Below are 17,791 nucleotides of genomic sequence, written 5' to 3' on the forward strand. Positions count from 1 at the left end.
GGCCAGATGACCCAGCTTTGTCCCCTAAATAAGCTTCCTTAGAAATCTGATGTGATTAACGTTTGATCTCTTCCATGATGTAAGCTTCGATAACGTCATCAACTTTAATATCGTTATAGTTTTCAATCATCAAACCACCCTCTTGAGCATTTCCGACTTCTTTAACGTCATCTTTATAGTGTTTCAAGCTTGCCAATTTACCATCAAAAATAACCACACCATCACGAATGACACGGGCACTTGAATCACGAGTGATTTTACCATTAGTAACCATGAATCCACCGATTGTTCCGACTTTAGAAACTTTGAAGGTTTCACGGATAACTGCTTCACCAATGATTTTTTCTTCAAATTCAGGATCAAGCATTCCTTTCATGGCATCTTCGATTTCTTCGATAACCTTATAGATGATGCTATGAAGGCGAATTTCAACTTCATCAGTTTCTGCTTGTTGACGCGCCTGTGGTGTAGGACGAACGTTAAATCCGATAACAACAGCATCTGAAGCTTCGGCAAGCGTAATATCAGATTCGTTAATAGCACCTACTGCTGAGTGAACAACATTTACACGAACACCCTCAACATCAATCTTAAGAAGTGATGCTGCCAAGGCTTCAACAGAACCTTGTACGTCAGCCTTGATGATAACATTAACGGTCTTCATTTCACCAGCTTTAAGGGTATCAAAGAGGTTATCAAGACTAACACGGTGTGTTTGTTGACGTTGTTTCATAAGAGCACGTTTTGCACGCTCTTCACCAGCAGCACGAGCTGCCTTTTCATCTTCATAAACCGCAAAATGGTCACCAGCCATTGGTGCTTCATTCAAACCAGTAATTGAAACTGGTGTTGATGGTGCTGCAGTCTTAATGCGACGACCAAGGTCATTGGTCATAGCACGAACACGTCCGAAGGTGTTACCAACAACGATTGGATCTTGAACATTCAAAGTACCTTGTTGTACAAGAAGGGTAGCAACCGCACCTTTACCTTTATCCAAGCGAGCTTCGATAACAGTACCGATGGCACGAACTGTTGGATCAGCCTTAAGTTCTTCAACTTCTGCTACAAGAAGAACAGTTTCAAGTAATTCTTCAATGTTTTGACCAAATTTCGCTGAAATCTCAACGAATTCGCTATCACCACCCCAAGCTGTTGAGATAACGCCATGCTCTGCTAATTCACCGATAACACGTTCTGGGTTTGCACCTGGTTTATCAATCTTGTTAATCGCAACAATGATTGGAACACCCGCAGCTTTAGAGTGGTTAATGGCTTCAATCGTTTGTGGCATAACACCATCATCCGCAGCTACAATCAAGATAGTAATATCTGTAACAGAGGCACCGCGAGCACGCATAGATGTAAAGGCCGCGTGTCCAGGGGTATCAAGGAAGGTAATCTTCTTACCACCCTCTTCAATTTGGTAGGCACCAATGTGCTGTGTGATACCACCTGCTTCACCTGTAGCAACACGAGAATTACGAAGAGTATCAAGAAGGGTTGTTTTACCGTGGTCAACGTGCCCCATGATAGTAACAACTGGTGCACGCTCTACCATAGCATCCTTATTGAGGTAATCTTCATCAACAAAGAAACGTTCGATATCAGCATTATCGACCTCTTCTTTTTTGGTTGCCTCAATACCATAGTCAACCATCAACAACTCAATAGTATCCCCATCAAGAGATTGGTTCTGAGTTGCCATAACGCCCATCATGAAGAGTTTCTTAACGATTTCAGCTGGCTCACGTTTAATACGTTTTGCGATTTCTGCAACCGTCATGCCTTCCGTGTATTCGAATTCTTTTGGTAATTCATGGAATTTACGCTCTGTTACTGGTTTCGGAGCTGAATTACCTCGGTTATTTTTACCTTTTTTATTTTTGTTTTTATTCCAGTTACTATTTCGTTGATTTCTCACTTGGTTTTGATTATTCCACTTATTATTTCTTGTTTGCTTAGGTCCATCTTCATTCTCGCGACGATTATCACGTGATTTATCTGGACGTGCTTTTTTACGACGTGTATCTTGTACTTGTGCAGCTGGAGCTGGTTGAGCAGCCGGTGCTGGTTTGGGAGCTGGCTTAGCTTCAGCAACTGCTTTTTGAGCAGCGACTTCCGCCTGTTGTTTTTCTTTTCTTGCCTTTTCCTGTTCTTTCGCACGGCGTTGCTCTGCAGCTTTTTCTTCACGGAAGCGTGTTTCACTTTGACGTGAATATTCTGCATTTTGCTCTGCTTTCAAGGCTGCTGCACGCGCTTTAAAGTCAATACGTGGACCTGCCTGATTGTTTCGGGCAGCATCGTTACGTTTATTTCGATCTTGATCATTGCGCTGTTTACCTTGGAAATTACGGTCACGATTACTATTGTTATCGCGGTTTCCATTATTACGGTTCCCTTGACCATTTCCATTTTGGTTGCGACGATCATTATTCTGACGTTTACCTTGATCGTTTCCTTGTTGATTTCGGTTACGATTACGGTTGTCACGGCCTCCGCCATTTTGACGACGCTCTGCTTCTGCCTTGGCACGTGCTTCACGTTCTGCCTTAAAATTACGGCTTTGTGGTTTTTTCGGAGTCGCAGGGGCTTCTTTAACTTCAGCCTTTGATGCCTCTTTAGCTGGAGCTGATTTGGCAACAGGTGCCTTATCAACCTTAGGCGCTACCTTTTCCTCTTTAGGAGTTGGTGTCGCTTTAGGAGCTGGCTTACTTTCAGCCTTAGCTGTTCCCCCTTTTAAACTTGAAGCGATACGATTAGCATCAGCTTCTTCAACTGATGAGGAATGGCTCTTCACAGAAAGACCAAGTTCTTGAGCTTTCGCAACAACAACCTTACTTTCTACACCAACCTCTTTTGCGATTTCATATAATCGTTTCTTTGACACGTGATGTCCTCCTATTCTTTAGTCCATAAGAGTCCTCATTTTCTTTGAAAATCCAGCATCAACTACAGCAACCGTTTTTCTTGGTTTACCAATAGCCATGCTTAATTCCAGTGCGTTAAACACTGTGGAGACTTCTATATTATAGTAGTTACATTTATCAGTCGTCTTTTTAGTCACGTTACTACCAGCATCATTGGCAAGAAAAACTAGTCTCGCCTGCCCTGATTGAACTGCCTTGATGACAAGTTCTTCGCCAGAAATAAGCTTTCCAGCTCTTTGTGCTAGTCCCAACATATTTGACAATTTTTCTGTGTTATTCAAGACCTAACTCTCTTCTTTTGACCTTGTGATCCACATAAGCGATGAGTTCATCATAAAAACTTTCAGGAACATCCATGGAGAAACTATGGTTAAAAGCACGTTTCTTTTTAGCTTGGAGAGCTTCTTCATTATCTAGTTTAATGTAAGCACCTCGGCCATTTTTCTTTCCTGTTGGATCAATGAAAATTTCACCATCTTTAGTTTTTACAATGCGGAGCAAATCACGTTTATCAATGATTTCTCCTGAGACAACTGATTTGCGTAAAGGTATTTTTCGTGTTTTAGCCATCAAACACCTCTATGTTCTTCTTATTCTGCTTCTGTTGTTTCAGTTACTTCTTCTGTTGTGACTTCAACAGGTGTAGCCTCTTCTGCAACAATCTCATCAACAACTTCCTCAGTAGCAGCCTCGGATTTTTCAGCTTCGAGTGCTTCGTATTCAGAAGCTGACTTGATGTCAATACGGTAACCAGTCAAATGCGCTGCCAAACGAACGTTTTGCCCACGACGACCAATTGCAAGAGATAATTTGTTATCTGGCACAACTACTGTCGCACGTTTGCTATCATCTTCGTCGAAGAGAACATAGTCCACTTCAGCCGGTGCAATAGCATTGTAGATGAATTCAGCTGGATCTTCAACCCATTGAATAACATCAATATTTTCCTCAACAGGAACTTCAATTCCTGTCTTAGCATCCAAACGTGTTGGGTGGAAACGGCTGACAACTTTCTTAATATTGCTTCCACCACGACCAACGATAGTACCAATAGCATCAACGTTAGGGTTATGACTGCGAACAGCAACTTTCGTACGATCACCAGCTTCACGAGATACGCTCATGATTTCTACAGTTCCATCAAAGACTTCAGGAATTTCTTGTTCCATGATACGTTTGATGAATTCTGGATGGCTACGACTTACAAAGACGTTAACACCTTTAGGGTTGTTTTCAACTTTATAAACATAAACATCGATGACGTCGTGTGACTTAAAGCTTTCACCAGGAATTTGGTCTTGGCGTGACAATTGAGCTTCGAGCGCTCCAAGATTAACATAAATGAAACGTTGGTCAAAGCGTTCAACTGTTCCTTGCATGATTTCACCTTCATGTTGCTTATAGTCATTATAAGTAATCTCACGCATTTGCTTACGCATTTTTTCCATAATCGTTTGTTTAGCAGATTGCGCTGCAACACGACCAAATTCATCGACTGACTCTTCAAAGCGAATCTTGTCGCCAAGCTCGTAAGCTGAGCTAATAGCAAGCGCATCTTTCAAGCTAATTTCCAAACGACTATCGAAGACTTCGTCTACAACTTCACGAACGGTAAAAACTTGAAAATCACCTGTTTTTTCATTGAATTCAACGACTGCTGATTCAGACTGACCATAACGACGCTTGTAAGCTGATTTAAGTGATTCAACCACAGCATCGATGATATCTTCCTTGTTAATGTGTTTTTCTTCTTCCAAGACACGGAAGGCTTCTAGCATTTCTTTGCTCATATTATTTGTCGTTTTAGCCTTTAAGAGCCAAAACTGGCATCCTTTCTTTATTTACACTAAGAGTTTTAGAGTTTGACTGCCAAACGAGCTTTAGCAACTGTTTGATAGGGAATCTCAACAGTCTTATGGCGAGTCTTATCAAGATAATCAATTGTTAGAGTTTCGCCATCGAAGGTCAACAAGTCACCTTGGAAAATCTTGATTTTATCAATAGCCTTGTAAAGACTAACATTAATATACTGACCAACAGCATTTTTCAAAGCTTCTTTAGTCTTCAAGGGACGCTCTAATCCAGGGCTAGACACTTCCAGCATGTATTGATCCGGGAAAGGGTCAGGCTGAATAGTATCCAAGAGAGGACTGATAATTTCAGTCAGGTCTGCAGTATCTTCGACAGTAATTCCACCTGGCTTATCAATCAAAACGGACAAGATATAGTCACTGCCAATCTTTTCATACTCGATATCGACCAATTCGTAGGGCTCAGGAATTGCTGGAGCTACGACAGCCGTCACGAGATCAATAATTTTTTGCGACATTATGACCTCCTTACACACACAAGAGACGAAGTTTCTACTCCGCCTCTCTTTCGTTATTTTCCTATATTATAGCATAGCTTAAAAACTATTGCAAGGAATAACCATATGACAGCAAAAAAGGCCGAGAGTCTCCTAACCTTTCTATTGTGCTGCTGGAATCGTGCTATAAGTAGTTACACCTGAACCATTATAATTGTATGTAGGAGCTGTTGCACCTTGGTCCTGAACATAATTACCAACATTATCACTGTAATTATTGCTGTAGGTAGCACCTCCATTATAGGTACTTACCGATCCACCTCCTACTGCCTCAGATGATCCAGACTCATAACTCCCAGATACCTCACTCAAAGTCAAACTTCCTTTAGAGTTAACGAAATCATCTGAACCATAGCTAGAAGTCCCAAAACCATTGAGTACCAGACTAGTCTTAAGTTTAGATTCAGAAACTTCCTTCTTGCCAACTTCCTTCTTAATACGATTTTGCACCTTAAGAATATCCTCAGTTGAGGCTACTTGGTAGCTTCCACCATTGATCGTCGCATCCGAACCAGCCAACTGGTAAGACTTGATATTTTTAAAGGCCTCACTATAGCCCATCAAACCACGCAGAGTAGTGCTATCACCAAGATCAATACTTGTTTGTACATTTGAACTGACAGCAGACAAAATTTTCTTATAAGAACCTATCGAGCCCATCTTCAAGAGCTTAGCCACAATCTTTTGAATAACCTCACGTTGACGTTTTTGACGACCATAGTCTCCATCGGGATCATCATAACGCATACGTGAATACACTAAGGCCTGTTCTCCATTGATTTTATGGGTTCCAGGCTCTACCTTCGCCTGAAATTCTGGTTCGTTTTCTGCAATCGAAATTGGGAAATCAAAATGGTTCGTTACCTCGATACCACCTACGGCATCCACCAAATCAATCATACCCTGCATATTAATCAGCGCATAGTAGTCAATATCAATATCTAAAACCTTTTGAATGGTTGAAATAGCTAAGTCAGCTCCACCCTCGGCATAGGCTGCGTTTAGTTTTACTTCACCCGATCCCTCAACATCTGTCAAAAGGTCACGTTCCAAACTGGTCATAGTAGTTCTCTTAGTCTTAGGATTCACTGTTACCAAAATCATAGTATCAGAATTTCCTTCCCAGGTTTCCTTACGTCCTTCGGATCCTGTATCCACCCCCATCAACAGAATCGTTATAGGCTTAGTCTGTTGAATGGCCTTACTATTTCCTGACGTTGCCTTTGAAACTCTAAAGGTTTTTGACAATTCGCCTGTAGCATAATTGTAAGTTGTCGTTAGGTAAATACCAACAGCTACTACTGTGGTGGCAAAAATTGCCAACAACATCAATAAAATTTTTCGTCCAAGTTTCATGTTTTTTCCTAATCTATGAGTTTAGCCATCAGGTAAACATCTAGAAATTCTCCATTTTTAGTTCTGGCACCACGTTTCTTAGTGCCTTCAATATCAAATCCAAATTTTTGATAGAGATGTACTGCCCGTTCATTGCGTGCTTGAACAGTCAACTCTAAGCGACAGATAGCTGGTGTGTTGTTTGCCCAGTCAATCATTATTTCCATAAGAAACTGACCAATACCATTACCCCAATAGGGTTTAGCAACCGCAATGAAAACATCACCAATATGACTGGTCTTCGTGTCTTGATCAGAAGTAACATTACAAACACCAATGACCTCATGATTCAATTTTGCGACTAAACAAATCTCATTTGGGACACTTTGACGGCTATCAATATAGGAGGCTAACTGTTCGGCATTCAGTACAGAGCTCCTAGCATCCTGAGCCAAAAAATCTGACTCTAGAGCTACCGTCTTTAGTAATTTTGCTAAGGATACGGAATCATCTCTTTGGGCTTCCTCAATGACTAATTCGTACTCAGCCATTTGCCATCGCCTCCTGGATTTCTTCACTTCTAGGACCAAAAGATTCCAGAAGCAGTTGACGTCCATCACCATGATGTTTTATCGAAATTAAAAGATAGTCTCCCAGGAGACTGTCATCCAAAAGTTCTCCCCACTCGATAATCGTCACACCGTCACCGTATAGAAAATCATCTAAGTCAATAGAATCTGGATCATCACCAATACGATAAACATCTAAATGGTATAGCGGCGAACGCCCCTCATATTCTCTAACAATAGTATAGGTTGGGCTCTTTATCATCTGCGAAACATCCAAACCTTTAGCAATTCCCTTAGTTAAAGTGGTTTTACCAGCTCCCAGATCACCTGAAAGAACAATTATATCTCCAGAATTGAGCAATCGACCTAACTTTCGGCCTATGCTAATCAATTCCTCTTCATTTTGACTGTAAATCATGTTTTCATTATATCAAAAAATAAAAATCTGGACTATAATCCACTGTCAAAAACCATCAAAAACTTATAAATATTGAGGTAGAAAGAATAATTTAGATATAACAACTCCTCTTAATTTAACACTTACTTATATTAAGTCAAACCTCCATAAAGTTAATATTTCTAACAAAATTTCAATCTTAACTTAAAACAGTCGTGAAAGTAAACATCAAATCATCACTCGTAAAAAAACTAAAAAAGCCTGACAAAAGGACAGACTTTTTTGCTTATAAATATTAGATATTAGATATTAGAGAACAGCCATGCTAATGAAATTAAGGATAAACAAGATATCCAAAATCCACATGACAAGATGAACATCTTTTGCTTGACCTTTGATAATTTTGACCAAAGTGTAAGTAAGGAAACCAGCTGCAATACCGTAGGTAATGCTATATGAGAATCCCATAAAAATAGAAGTGAAAAAGGCAGGAATCGCTTCAGACAAATCTTCCCAATCCACACCCTTAAGGTTAGAGAGCATCATAACACCTACAATGATAAGAATAGGTGCAGTTGCTGCACTAGGAACAATTGAGACAAGTGGGCTAAAGAAACTTGAAATCGCAAAGAGTGCTGCAACCACAAGAGCTGTCAAACCAGTACGTCCACCAGCACCAATACCTGCTGCAGATTCAATGTAAGTTGTAACGTTTGAAGTCCCGGCAATGGCACCAATACTTGTACCAACGAGGTCAGAGTAAAGGGCACGGTCAAGAGCTTTAGATTCATTGTTATCACCTGTTGAAGCGATGATACCAACCTTCTCACCAGTACCAATCAAAGTACCGATAGTATCAAAGATATCAGTTAATGAGAAGGCAAGAATAGCCATAAAGACACCTGGCAAACGTGACACGTCTGAGAAGAGAGAACCCAAACCTTTAGAACCCAGAGCTACACCAAAGACTTGCCCCAAATCCTTAATAGAAGCAGTCAAACTAGCAGCATGCCAGTCAATACTACCAAGGTCAACTACACCAGCAAAAATTGCGATAACAGTTGTTACAACAATTGAAAGGAGGACACCTCCACGAATTCCCTTAACAATAAAGAAAATCGCAACTGCAAGCCCAATCAAACCTACAATAACAGTTGGATTATTGAAAGCTACCAAACCAGGTGTAGCAGCTGATGAAGCTGTAATTGAAGCTTGAGCCATATCAGCTCCCTTTCCGCTTACAGTATAAGTACCTGGATCAATTGCAAACTTCAAGAAACCTGCATTTTTAATACCTACATAAGCAAGGAAAATACCAATACCTGCTGAAATGGCGGACTTAAGCGCTGTCGGAATAGATTCAATAATCATCTTACGTACTTTAGTAACTGTGATAATCAAAGAAATAACACCACACAAAAAGACCATAGCCAAGGCTTCTTGCCAAGTGTAGCCCAAAGAAAAGACCACTGTGTAGGTAAAGAAGGCATTGAGCCCCATACCAGGCGCTTGAGCGTAAGGTAGGTTAGCATAAAACGCCATCATCAACGTTCCTGCAACCGCACCAATGATGGTAGCCAAGAACACACCTTGAGCAGGCATGCCAGTCTGGGCTAACATAGATGGGTTGACAAAGAGGATATAAGACATGGCAAAGAAGGTTGTCAAACCTGCTGTAACCTCTGTACGAACATCAGTACCATGCTCTTTTAATTTGAAAAACTTTTCCATGAAAGTTTATACTCCTTAATAAAAAATTGTCAAAATCCGAATGATATCGGAACATTCTCACGTAGAATGCTACATCACCATTCTACATGAAATCATTTGATGGTGCAAGGTTTATTTTCTGATAGTTTTATCGCTAAAAACCGAACATTCCACCACAGACCTGGCTCAAACCCCAACAAAGAACTGATTTCTGTTATAATAGAAACATGACAAAAAAATTGATTGCACTAGATCTCGATGGAACGCTTTTGCGACCAGATGGAACTATTTCAGAATTTACAAAAACAACTATTAAAGATGTACAAAACAAAGGGCATCAAGTCGTTATCGCTACCGGTCGTCCTTACCGTATGGCTATTGATCATTACAAAACATTAGACTTAGAGACACCGCTCATTACCTTTAATGGCTCCTTGACCAATCTCCCAGACCGAGAATGGGCTTACGAGCACTCGGTCAAGTTGGACAAAAAATACCTAGTTAACCTCTTACAACGACACGATGAGTTAGAGATGGATTTTCTTGCTAGTGAATACCGCAAGCACTTTTATATCACTATGGAGCACCCAGAGCGTATTCAACCACAACTCTTTGGGGTTGATAAAATCATTGAGGCTATGCGTTTAGAGCCAGCTAAAATCACACGCAATCCTAACGCTCTTCTTATGCAGACCCGTCACGAAGACAAGTACCAACTAGCCAGAGATATTAAGAAAGATTTCAAAGAAGAAATTGAGGTTGATTCTTGGGGTGGACCACTTAATATCTTGGAGTTTTCACCTAAAGGAATTAATAAAGCTTATGCCCTGAACTACCTACTCAAAGCCATGCGAAAATCTCCAGATGATTTGATTGCCTTTGGGGACGAACACAATGATACAGAGATGTTGGAGCTTGCCAAGACTGGCTATGCCATGAAAAATGCCAGTTCTGTCCTTCTCCCCCACGCTAACGAACAAATTAAGTGGACTAATGAGGAGGACGGCGTTGCCCGTAAACTTCAAGATCTATTTTTATAAACAGGTAAAGACACTGAAGAATTCTTCGGTGTCTTTTCTTATAATCAAGGTAAAATAGCTACTGCACGCACTGGGGAACCTGTCGCCTTGTCCCAGTGAGGAAATGCAATTGAAATCAAAGCACCAACGGCTGGAACTTGATCTAATTGATTCAGGACCTCTACTTGATAAATGTCTTGATCCAAGAGATAGTATTCGTTAACCAATCCATGTTCTGCTGCCGGAATACCGGCATCTGTATCAAAGGTTTCATGGCCTACTGCTTTGACATGGCGTTCATGAATCAAGAATTCTAGGGCTTCACGGCTCCAACCTGGACTTTGCTGAACCCCGTTGTCATCCAGGTTACGCATAGCATCTTGACTTGGCCAACGTTTTGACCAATCACTACGGAAAGCGACAAAGGCCCCTTCGGTAATTTGTCCATGTTCTGCTTCAAAGTCTAAGATATCTTGTTTGCTCAAGATAAAGTTTGGATTAGCAGCAACTTCTTTAGACTTGTCGATAACATAAAGTGGCAAGAGAAGGTCTTTAAGGTCAATCTCATCCAACCAACGACCACCTTCTACAAAGTGAATCGGTGCATCGATATGGGTTCCGTATTGACCAACTACTGTAAATTTTTGAACATGGAAACCATCTTTTAATGTGAAAAGGTCTTCTTGTTTCAAAGCTGGAAGAGCCGGAAAGTGTGGGCTTTCCGCATTAATCTTGTGGGTCAAGTCTACCCACTTTTTAGTTTGCAATTCATTGTAAATACTTAGTAAATCTGACATAAGGAGGTCCTCTTTTCTTATAGATTTAACATTAAATAGTTAATTGGAGCTATTATATCAGTCACAAGCAGACGTTACAAGCGTTTATTGTTATTTTGCATAATCCCATTTCCTCTATTTAAATATAGTTATTAACTATATATGATTGTTTTTAGCCTGATTTAAAATAAAAATTGGAAGTTTTTGAAGTTTTTTGGTACTTTTTGCGCAAAACTTATTGACATAGTAATGAAAGCGTTTTATAATTAATCTGTTCTAATTTCGAAGGTTTAAAAAATATTGTTGTCATTTTCATGCTGAGGGATGGTAATACCAATAATTATTTTTCTATTCCTAAGAAACATTATATTAAAGGAGGAAGAACACTAATGGGTATCGGTATTATTATTGCTAGCCATGGTAAATTCGCTGAAGGTATTCACCAATCAGGTTCTATGATTTTTGGTGAACAAGAGAAAGTTCAAGTCGTTACTTTCATGCCAAATGAAGGTCCTGACGACTTGTACGCTCACTTCAAAGATGCCATCGCTCAATTTGACACAGACGACGAAATTCTAGTCCTTGCAGACCTTTGGTCTGGGTCACCATTTAATCAGGCAAGCCGAATTAAGGAAGAAAATCCTGATCGCAAGATGGTTATCGTAACAGGGCTCAACTTGCCAATGCTTATCCAAGCATATACGGAACGTATGGTAGCTCCTGATGCAAGCGTTGAGGAGGTTGTCGCAAATATTTATAAGGAAACTAAAGAAGGTGTTAAAGTCCTTCCAGACGGCCTCATTCCTGAAGAAGACGCCAAATCAACTGACGCTAAACCTTCTATTCCTAAAGGCACTATTCCTGAAGGAACAGTTCTTGGTGATGGCAAAATCAAATACGTTTTGGCTCGTGTTGACACACGTCTCCTCCACGGTCAGGTCGCAACTGGTTGGACTCACTCAACTCACCCAGACCGTATCATCGTTGTTTCAGACACTGTTTGTCATGATAAACTTCGTACAAACATGATTAAACAAGCTGCTCCATCTGGTGTTCAAGTTCACGTTATCCCAATTAAAAACATGGTTAAAGCAAACAATGACCCACGTTTTGGCGATACACGCGCTATGCTTCTCTTTGAATCTGTTGAAGATGCTCTTGCTGCTGTTAAAGCTGGTGTTGACGTTACAGAAATCAACCTTGGTTCTTCAGCTTATAAGGAAGGAAAAGTCAACGTTACTAAGGCTCTTTCATTTGACCAAACAGATGTGGATGCTATCAAAGAATTGCAATCATTGGGTGTCAAATTTGACGTCCGCGGGGTACCAAGTGATAGCCCAACAAACGTTGATGCCTTGATTAAGTCAGCTGAAACTAAATTAGCAGAGAAGAAATAATTTTGGAGGATGCATAAATGAGTTTAGTACAAATTATTTTAGTCGTAATTGTTGCTTTCATCATTGGTTGTAGCTCAGTTAACGACCAAATCGAAACTTACCAACCAGTTGTGGCCTGTTCCCTCATTGGTTTGGTTACTGGCCACCTCGAACTCGGCGTTATGTTGGGTGGTAGCTTGCAGTTGATCACTATGGGGTGGGCTAACGTTGGTGCTGCCATGGCACCAGACGCTTCACTTGCCGCAGTAGCTTCTACCATTATCCTTATCTTGGGTGGTCAAGGAGCTAAAGGGATTGGTCCTGCCATCGCCCTTGCAGTTCCATTGGCTGTTGCCGGTCTTGCCTTGACAATGTTTGTCCGTACTGCTACAGTCTTCATCGCTCACGTTATGGATAGTCGTGCTGAAGCAGCTGATATTGCTGGAATTGAAAGATGGCACTTTATTGGTATGGCCCTCCAAGGTCTCCGTGTTGCTATCCCTGCCCTCCTCTTGCTCTTGATTCCCGCACACATCGTCCAAACGGGTCTTGAAGCTATGCCTGAATGGTTAACATCAGGTATGACAATCGGTGGTGGTATGGTTGTAGCCGTTGGTTATGCCATGGTTATCAACATGATGTCTAGTCGTGAAGTTTGGCCATTCTTCTTCCTTGGTTTTGCTTTGGCTGCTCTCAAAGAATTAACCTTAATTAGCTTGGGCGTTATCGGTCTCTGTCTTGCCGTGATGTACCTTGCGCTCGAAGCTAGTGGTTCAAATGGTTCTTCAAATGATGGAGGATCAGGTGATCCCCTCGGTGAAATTCTCGAAGACTTTTAATTAGGAGGAAAGAAAATGGCTGATTCAAAAATTAAATTAACAAAAGCAGATCGTTTTAAAGCTTTCTTGCGCTCATACTTTCTTTTAGCTTCATTCAACTATGAACGTATGCAAAATGGTGGTGTGGCTTACACCCTTATTCCTGCAATCAAAAAACTTTATCAATCAAAAGAAGAACGTGCAGCTGCCCTTAAACGTCACTTGGAATTCTTCAATACACAACCATTCATGGCCAACCCAATCTTTGGGGTTACACTTGCCTTGGAAGAAGAACGTGCCAACGGCGCTGACATTGACGATGCTGCTATCTCAGGGGTTAAGGTCGGTATGATGGGACCTCTTGCAGGTGCCGGTGACCCTCTCTTCTGGTTTACCCTTCGTCCAATCTTCCTCTCACTCGGAGCAGGCTTGGCTGTTTCAGGTAACATCATGGGCCCAATCGTTTTCTTCGTTCTTTGGAACGTTATGGTAGCTGCCGTTAAGTGGTATACTCAAGAATTCGGTTATCGTGCTGGTACTGCGATTACGGACGACTTGTCAGGTAACCTCCTTCAACAAGTCACTCGTGGAGCTTCAATGATGGGGATGTTCGTTATCGGTTCTCTTATTCAACGTTGGGTAAGCATCACCTTTACACCAGTTGTTTCTACTGTTAAACAACAAGATGAAGCATTCATTCATTGGGATAAACTACCAAAAGGGATTGCCGGTGTCAAAGAAGCCTTTCTTCAACAAGCTGCTGGTAAATCACTTGAAGCTAACAAGGTAACAACCTTGCAAGATAACTTAAACCAATTGATTCCTGGTTTGGCTGCCCTTGGATTGACTTTCCTTTGTATGTATCTTCTTAAGAGAAAAGTTTCTCCAATCATCATCATCTTGGGTATCTTTGTCCTTGCTATCTTGCTCCACATCATTGGTCTACTTTAATCGGAGCAAATCATGGTTAAATCACTCAATATGGAAATGGCTCACACAACTAAGGGAACTTGGTTCCGTGAAGGGCCAATTTACGGAAATATCATGGTTGGAGATAAGGCTTTCGAGTTTTACAATGACACAAAACTACAAGACTATGTTCAGATTCCTTGGGATGAAATCACTTATGTGATTGCTGATGTTTACTTAGGTGGTAAGTTCATCCCACGCTTTGAAATCCGTACAAAGCAAAATGGACGTTTCCGTTTTGCCAGTCGAAAAAGCAGAACAACCTTAAAAGAAATTCAAAAAAGAATTCCACGTGAAAGCTTAAGAAAGGCTCCTAGCTTTCTAGCTGTTCTTAAGCAAGGCTTTAAAAATCTTTTCCGACACATTGTTAAGAAGAACTAGTCTTCGAATAGCATAAAAAGATTATCAGATTTAATCATCTGATAATCTTTTTATAATTTTTCGCTCATTCCTGACAGCGATTAGTCTGTTTTACATTTTTGTTTCACTAGCTATTGACATTTTAGTGGAAGCCTTTTAGAATATAATTGTTCTTGATTTCTTATGTTCAAAAAGATTGAGAGGCGCTTTTTTTGCCGTCTTAATGAAATCGGAGATAGTCTTTTTAAGCCTAGGAAAAAAATATTTTAAAGGAGGAGAACACGAATGGGTATCGGTATTATTATCGCCAGCCATGGTAAGTTCGCTGAGGGAATCCACCAATCAGGATCTATGATTTTTGGAGACCAAGAGAAGGTTCAAGTCGTTACCTTTATGCCAAGTGAAGGTCCTGATGACCTTTACGCCCACTTCAACGATGCCATTGCACAATTCGATGCTGATGATGAAATTCTTGTTTTGGCTGACCTTTGGAGTGGTTCACCATTTAACCAAGCCAGCCGTATCGCTGGAGAAAATCCAGATCGCAAGATTGCCATCATCACAGGACTTAACTTGCCAATGCTAATCCAAGCATACACAGAACGTATGATGGATGCTAACGCTACAGCGGAGCAAGTTGCTGGTAATATCATCAAGGAAGCTAAGGGTGGTATTAAAGCACTTCCAGAGGAGCTTAATCCTGCGGAAGAAACTACAGCAGCACCTCAAGAAGCAGCAGCACCTCAAGGAGCTATCCCTGAAGGGACAGTTATTGGAGATGGTAAGCTCAAGATTAACTTGGCACGTTTGGATACACGTCTTTTGCATGGTCAGGTTGCGACTAACTGGACACCTGCATCTAAAGCAGACCGCATCATTGTAGCATCAGATGATGTTGCTAAAGACGAATTGCGTAAGGAATTGATTAAACAAGCAGCACCAAATGGGGTTAAAGCAAACGTTGTTCCAATTCAAAAATTGATTGATGCTTCTAAGGACCCACGCTTTGGTAACACACACGCGCTTATCTTGTTCGAAACTGTTCAAGACGCACTTCGTGCTATCGAAGGTGGCGTGCCAATCAAAGAACTTAACGTTGGTTCTATGGCTCACTCAACTGGTAAAACAATGGTTAACAACGTTTTGTCTATGGACAAAGACGATGTTGCTTGCTTCGAAAAATTGCGTGACCTTGGCGTTGAATTCGACGTCCGTAAGGTTCCAAATGATTCTAAAAAAGATTTGTTTGACCTTATCAAAAAAGCTAACGTTCAATAACCTTCATTCGGATAAATTAGTTGATAAACTCAGCTAATCACAACTCAATAGAAAAGGAATTATAACCATGTCAGATATGTCAATTATTTCTGCTATTTTGGTCGTAGTTGTTGCCTTCCTTGCTGGTCTTGAAGGTATCCTTGACCAATTCCAATTCCACCAACCACTTGTTGCTTGTACTCTTATTGGTGCTGCTACAGGTAACCTCACTGCAGGTATCATGCTTGGTGGTTCCCTTCAAATGATTGCCCTTGCTTGGGCAAACATCGGTGCTGCCGTAGCTCCTGACGCCGCCCTTGCATCTGTTGCTGCTGCCATCATTTTGGTTAAAGGTGGTAACTTCACAACTGAAGGTATCGGTGTTGCGACTGCAACAGCTATCCCGCTTGCGGTTGCAGGTCTCTTCCTAACTATGCTTGTTCGTACAGCATCTGTTGCCCTTGTTCATGCTGCAGATAAAGCTGCAGAACACGGAAACATCGCTGGTGTTGAACGTGCACACTACCTTGCTCTCCTTCTTCAAGGTTTGCGTATTGCTGTGCCAGCAGCCCTTCTTCTTGCTATTCCGGCCCAATCTGTTCAACATGCCCTTGGCTTGATGCCTGACTGGCTTAACCATGGTATGGTTGTCGGTGGTGGTATGGTCGTAGCCGTTGGTTACGCCATGGTTATCAACATGATGGCTACTCGTGAAGTTTGGCCATTCTTTGCCATCGGTTTTGCTTTCGCAGCAATTAGCCAATTGACACTTATCGCTCTTGGTGCCATTGGTGTTGCAATTGCCTTCATCTACCTCAACCTTTCTAAACAAGGTGGCGGAAATGGTGGCGGAACTTCATCTGGTTCAGGCGACCCAATCGGCGATATCTTGGAAGACTACTAGGAAGGGGTGCTCTCATGGCTGAAAAAATTCAATTATCTCAAGCAGATCGTAAAAAGGTTTGGTGGCGCTCACAATTCTTGCAAGGTTCATGGAACTATGAACGTATGCAAAACTTGGGTTGGGCTTACTCACTCATTCCTGCTATCAAAAAACTTTATACTAACAAAGAAGACCAAGCCGCAGCTCTTAAACGTCACTTGGAATTCTTCAACACTCACCCTTACGTAGCTGCTCCTATCATGGGGGTTACCTTAGCTCTTGAAGAAGAAAAAGCTAATGGTACTGAAATCGAAGATGCGGCTATCCAAGGGGTTAAAATCGGTATGATGGGACCACTTGCCGGTATTGGTGACCCTGTCTTCTGGTTCACAGTTCGTCCAATCCTTGGTGCCCTTGGTGCATCATTGGCACAAGCTGGTAACATCGCTGGTCCACTTATCTTCTTCATCGGTTGGAACCTTATCCGTATGGCCTTCTTGTGGTACACTCAAGAACTTGGTTACAAAGCAGGTTCAGAAATCACTAAAGACATGTCTGGTGGTATCTTGAAAGATATTACTAAAGGGGCATCAATCCTTGGTATGTTCATCTTGGCCGTCCTCGTTGAACGTTGGGTCTCTATCGTCTTCACTGTAAATCTTCCAGGTAAAGTTTTGTCTAAAGGTGCCTATATCGAGTGGCCTAAAGGAAATGTTACTGGTGACCAACTAAAAACTATCCTTGGTCAAGCCAACGATAAGCTTAGCTTTGATAAGATTCAAGTCGATACCCTACAAAAACAATTGGATTCATTAATTCCAGGTTTGATGGGACTTCTCCTTACTTTTGCATGTATGTGGTTGCTTAAGAAGAAAGTTTCACCAATCACAATCATCATCGGACTCTTTGTAGTTGGTATTGTTGCAAGCTTCTTCGGAATCATGTAAAAAGAGTAAGAGTTTAGCAAAGCTGAACTCTTTTCTTATGCTATAATAAAGGTACTACAATCAAAAAGCGAGATAGA

General features: G+C 41.2%; 18 protein-coding genes. 8 read left to right on the forward strand and 10 right to left on the reverse strand.

Going from position 1 to position 17,791, the window contains the following annotated elements; genetic code table 11:
* Nucleotides 1-55 precede the first annotated feature (55 nt).
* The 9 genes from infB to ADF62_RS01610 all read right to left on the reverse strand — a co-directional run bounded on the left by infB (nt 56) and on the right by ADF62_RS01610 (nt 9,330).
* Nucleotides 56-2,890, reverse strand: coding sequence for a translation initiation factor IF-2 (gene infB / locus ADF62_RS01570; protein ID WP_003092263.1), 2,835 nt, complete (start codon nt 2,888-2,890; stop codon nt 56-58).
* An 18-nt stretch (nt 2,891-2,908) separates the two neighbouring features.
* Nucleotides 2,909-3,211, reverse strand: a complete 303-nt coding sequence (locus ADF62_RS01575; protein ID WP_002883776.1) for a YlxQ-related RNA-binding protein — start codon at nt 3,209-3,211, stop codon at nt 2,909-2,911.
* Nucleotides 3,204-3,500: an RNase P modulator RnpM gene (gene rnpM / locus ADF62_RS01580; RefSeq protein WP_002883779.1), complete on the reverse strand. Its 297-nt coding sequence runs from the start codon at nt 3,498-3,500 to the stop codon at nt 3,204-3,206. The genes ADF62_RS01575 and rnpM overlap by 8 nt, the downstream gene beginning before the upstream one ends.
* Before the next feature lie 20 nt (nt 3,501-3,520).
* On the reverse strand, nt 3,521-4,720 hold the full coding sequence (gene nusA / locus ADF62_RS01585; RefSeq protein ID WP_003092162.1) for a transcription termination factor NusA: 1,200 nt from the start codon (nt 4,718-4,720) through the stop codon (nt 3,521-3,523).
* Nucleotides 4,721-4,785: 65 nt separating this feature from the next.
* Entirely contained in the window at nt 4,786-5,259 is a 474-nt protein-coding gene (rimP, locus tag ADF62_RS01590) for a ribosome maturation factor RimP (RefSeq protein ID WP_003092264.1), read from the reverse strand.
* A 141-nt stretch (nt 5,260-5,400) separates the two neighbouring features.
* Complete coding sequence (gene brpA, locus ADF62_RS01595) at nt 5,401-6,654, reverse strand: biofilm formation/cell division transcriptional regulator BrpA (protein WP_003092224.1); 1,254 nt, start codon at nt 6,652-6,654, stop codon at nt 5,401-5,403.
* An 8-nt stretch (nt 6,655-6,662) separates the two neighbouring features.
* Complete coding sequence (locus ADF62_RS01600; RefSeq protein ID WP_003092200.1) at nt 6,663-7,184, reverse strand: GNAT family N-acetyltransferase; 522 nt, start codon at nt 7,182-7,184, stop codon at nt 6,663-6,665.
* Nucleotides 7,177-7,620, reverse strand: a complete 444-nt coding sequence (gene tsaE, locus ADF62_RS01605; protein WP_003092128.1) for a tRNA (adenosine(37)-N6)-threonylcarbamoyltransferase complex ATPase subunit type 1 TsaE — start codon at nt 7,618-7,620, stop codon at nt 7,177-7,179. The genes ADF62_RS01600 and tsaE overlap by 8 nt, the downstream gene beginning before the upstream one ends.
* Before the next feature lie 288 nt (nt 7,621-7,908).
* Nucleotides 7,909-9,330: an NCS2 family permease gene (locus ADF62_RS01610; protein ID WP_003092171.1), complete on the reverse strand. Its 1,422-nt coding sequence runs from the start codon at nt 9,328-9,330 to the stop codon at nt 7,909-7,911.
* Nucleotides 9,331-9,536: 206 nt separating this feature from the next.
* On the opposite strand from ADF62_RS01610, the gene ADF62_RS01615 reads away from it, so the two are divergent.
* The gene (locus tag ADF62_RS01615) at nt 9,537-10,349 is read left to right on the forward strand and encodes a Cof-type HAD-IIB family hydrolase (protein WP_048787919.1); all 813 of its coding nucleotides are present in this window, start codon (nt 9,537-9,539) and stop codon (nt 10,347-10,349) included.
* A gap of 44 nt (nt 10,350-10,393) precedes the next feature.
* On the opposite strand, the gene ADF62_RS01620 is transcribed toward ADF62_RS01615, so the two are convergent.
* Nucleotides 10,394-11,125 carry a cyclase family protein gene (locus tag ADF62_RS01620; protein ID WP_048787920.1) on the reverse strand — a complete coding sequence of 244 codons (732 nt, stop codon included), beginning with the start codon at nt 11,123-11,125 and terminating at the stop codon, nt 10,394-10,396.
* Nucleotides 11,126-11,493: 368 nt separating this feature from the next.
* On the opposite strand from ADF62_RS01620, the gene ADF62_RS01625 reads away from it, so the two are divergent.
* The 7 genes from ADF62_RS01625 to ADF62_RS01655 all read left to right on the forward strand — a co-directional run bounded on the left by ADF62_RS01625 (nt 11,494) and on the right by ADF62_RS01655 (nt 17,714).
* The gene (locus tag ADF62_RS01625; protein WP_037621576.1) at nt 11,494-12,501 is read left to right on the forward strand and encodes a PTS sugar transporter subunit IIB; all 1,008 of its coding nucleotides are present in this window, start codon (nt 11,494-11,496) and stop codon (nt 12,499-12,501) included.
* Nucleotides 12,502-12,518: 17 nt separating this feature from the next.
* The gene (locus ADF62_RS01630; RefSeq protein WP_048787921.1) at nt 12,519-13,319 is read left to right on the forward strand and encodes a PTS mannose/fructose/sorbose transporter subunit IIC; all 801 of its coding nucleotides are present in this window, start codon (nt 12,519-12,521) and stop codon (nt 13,317-13,319) included.
* 15 nt (nt 13,320-13,334) lie between these two features.
* On the forward strand, nt 13,335-14,249 hold the full coding sequence (locus tag ADF62_RS01635) for a PTS system mannose/fructose/sorbose family transporter subunit IID (protein WP_002889176.1): 915 nt from the start codon (nt 13,335-13,337) through the stop codon (nt 14,247-14,249).
* Between the two features lie 12 nt (nt 14,250-14,261).
* Nucleotides 14,262-14,648, forward strand: coding sequence for a DUF956 family protein (locus ADF62_RS01640; RefSeq protein ID WP_048787922.1), 387 nt, complete (start codon nt 14,262-14,264; stop codon nt 14,646-14,648).
* 264 nt (nt 14,649-14,912) lie between these two features.
* Complete coding sequence (locus ADF62_RS01645; RefSeq protein ID WP_003092204.1) at nt 14,913-15,905, forward strand: PTS sugar transporter subunit IIB; 993 nt, start codon at nt 14,913-14,915, stop codon at nt 15,903-15,905.
* A 67-nt stretch (nt 15,906-15,972) separates the two neighbouring features.
* Nucleotides 15,973-16,788, forward strand: a complete 816-nt coding sequence (locus ADF62_RS01650) for a PTS mannose/fructose/sorbose transporter subunit IIC (RefSeq protein ID WP_003092137.1) — start codon at nt 15,973-15,975, stop codon at nt 16,786-16,788.
* Nucleotides 16,789-16,802: 14 nt separating this feature from the next.
* Nucleotides 16,803-17,714: a PTS system mannose/fructose/sorbose family transporter subunit IID gene (locus ADF62_RS01655; RefSeq protein WP_003092230.1), complete on the forward strand. Its 912-nt coding sequence runs from the start codon at nt 16,803-16,805 to the stop codon at nt 17,712-17,714.
* The last annotated feature ends 77 nt before the right edge of the window (nt 17,715-17,791 follow it).

The sequence above is a fragment of the Streptococcus sp. 1004_SSPC genome (assembly GCF_001069025.1).
In the GTDB taxonomy this organism is placed as follows: domain Bacteria; phylum Bacillota; class Bacilli; order Lactobacillales; family Streptococcaceae; genus Streptococcus; species Streptococcus vestibularis.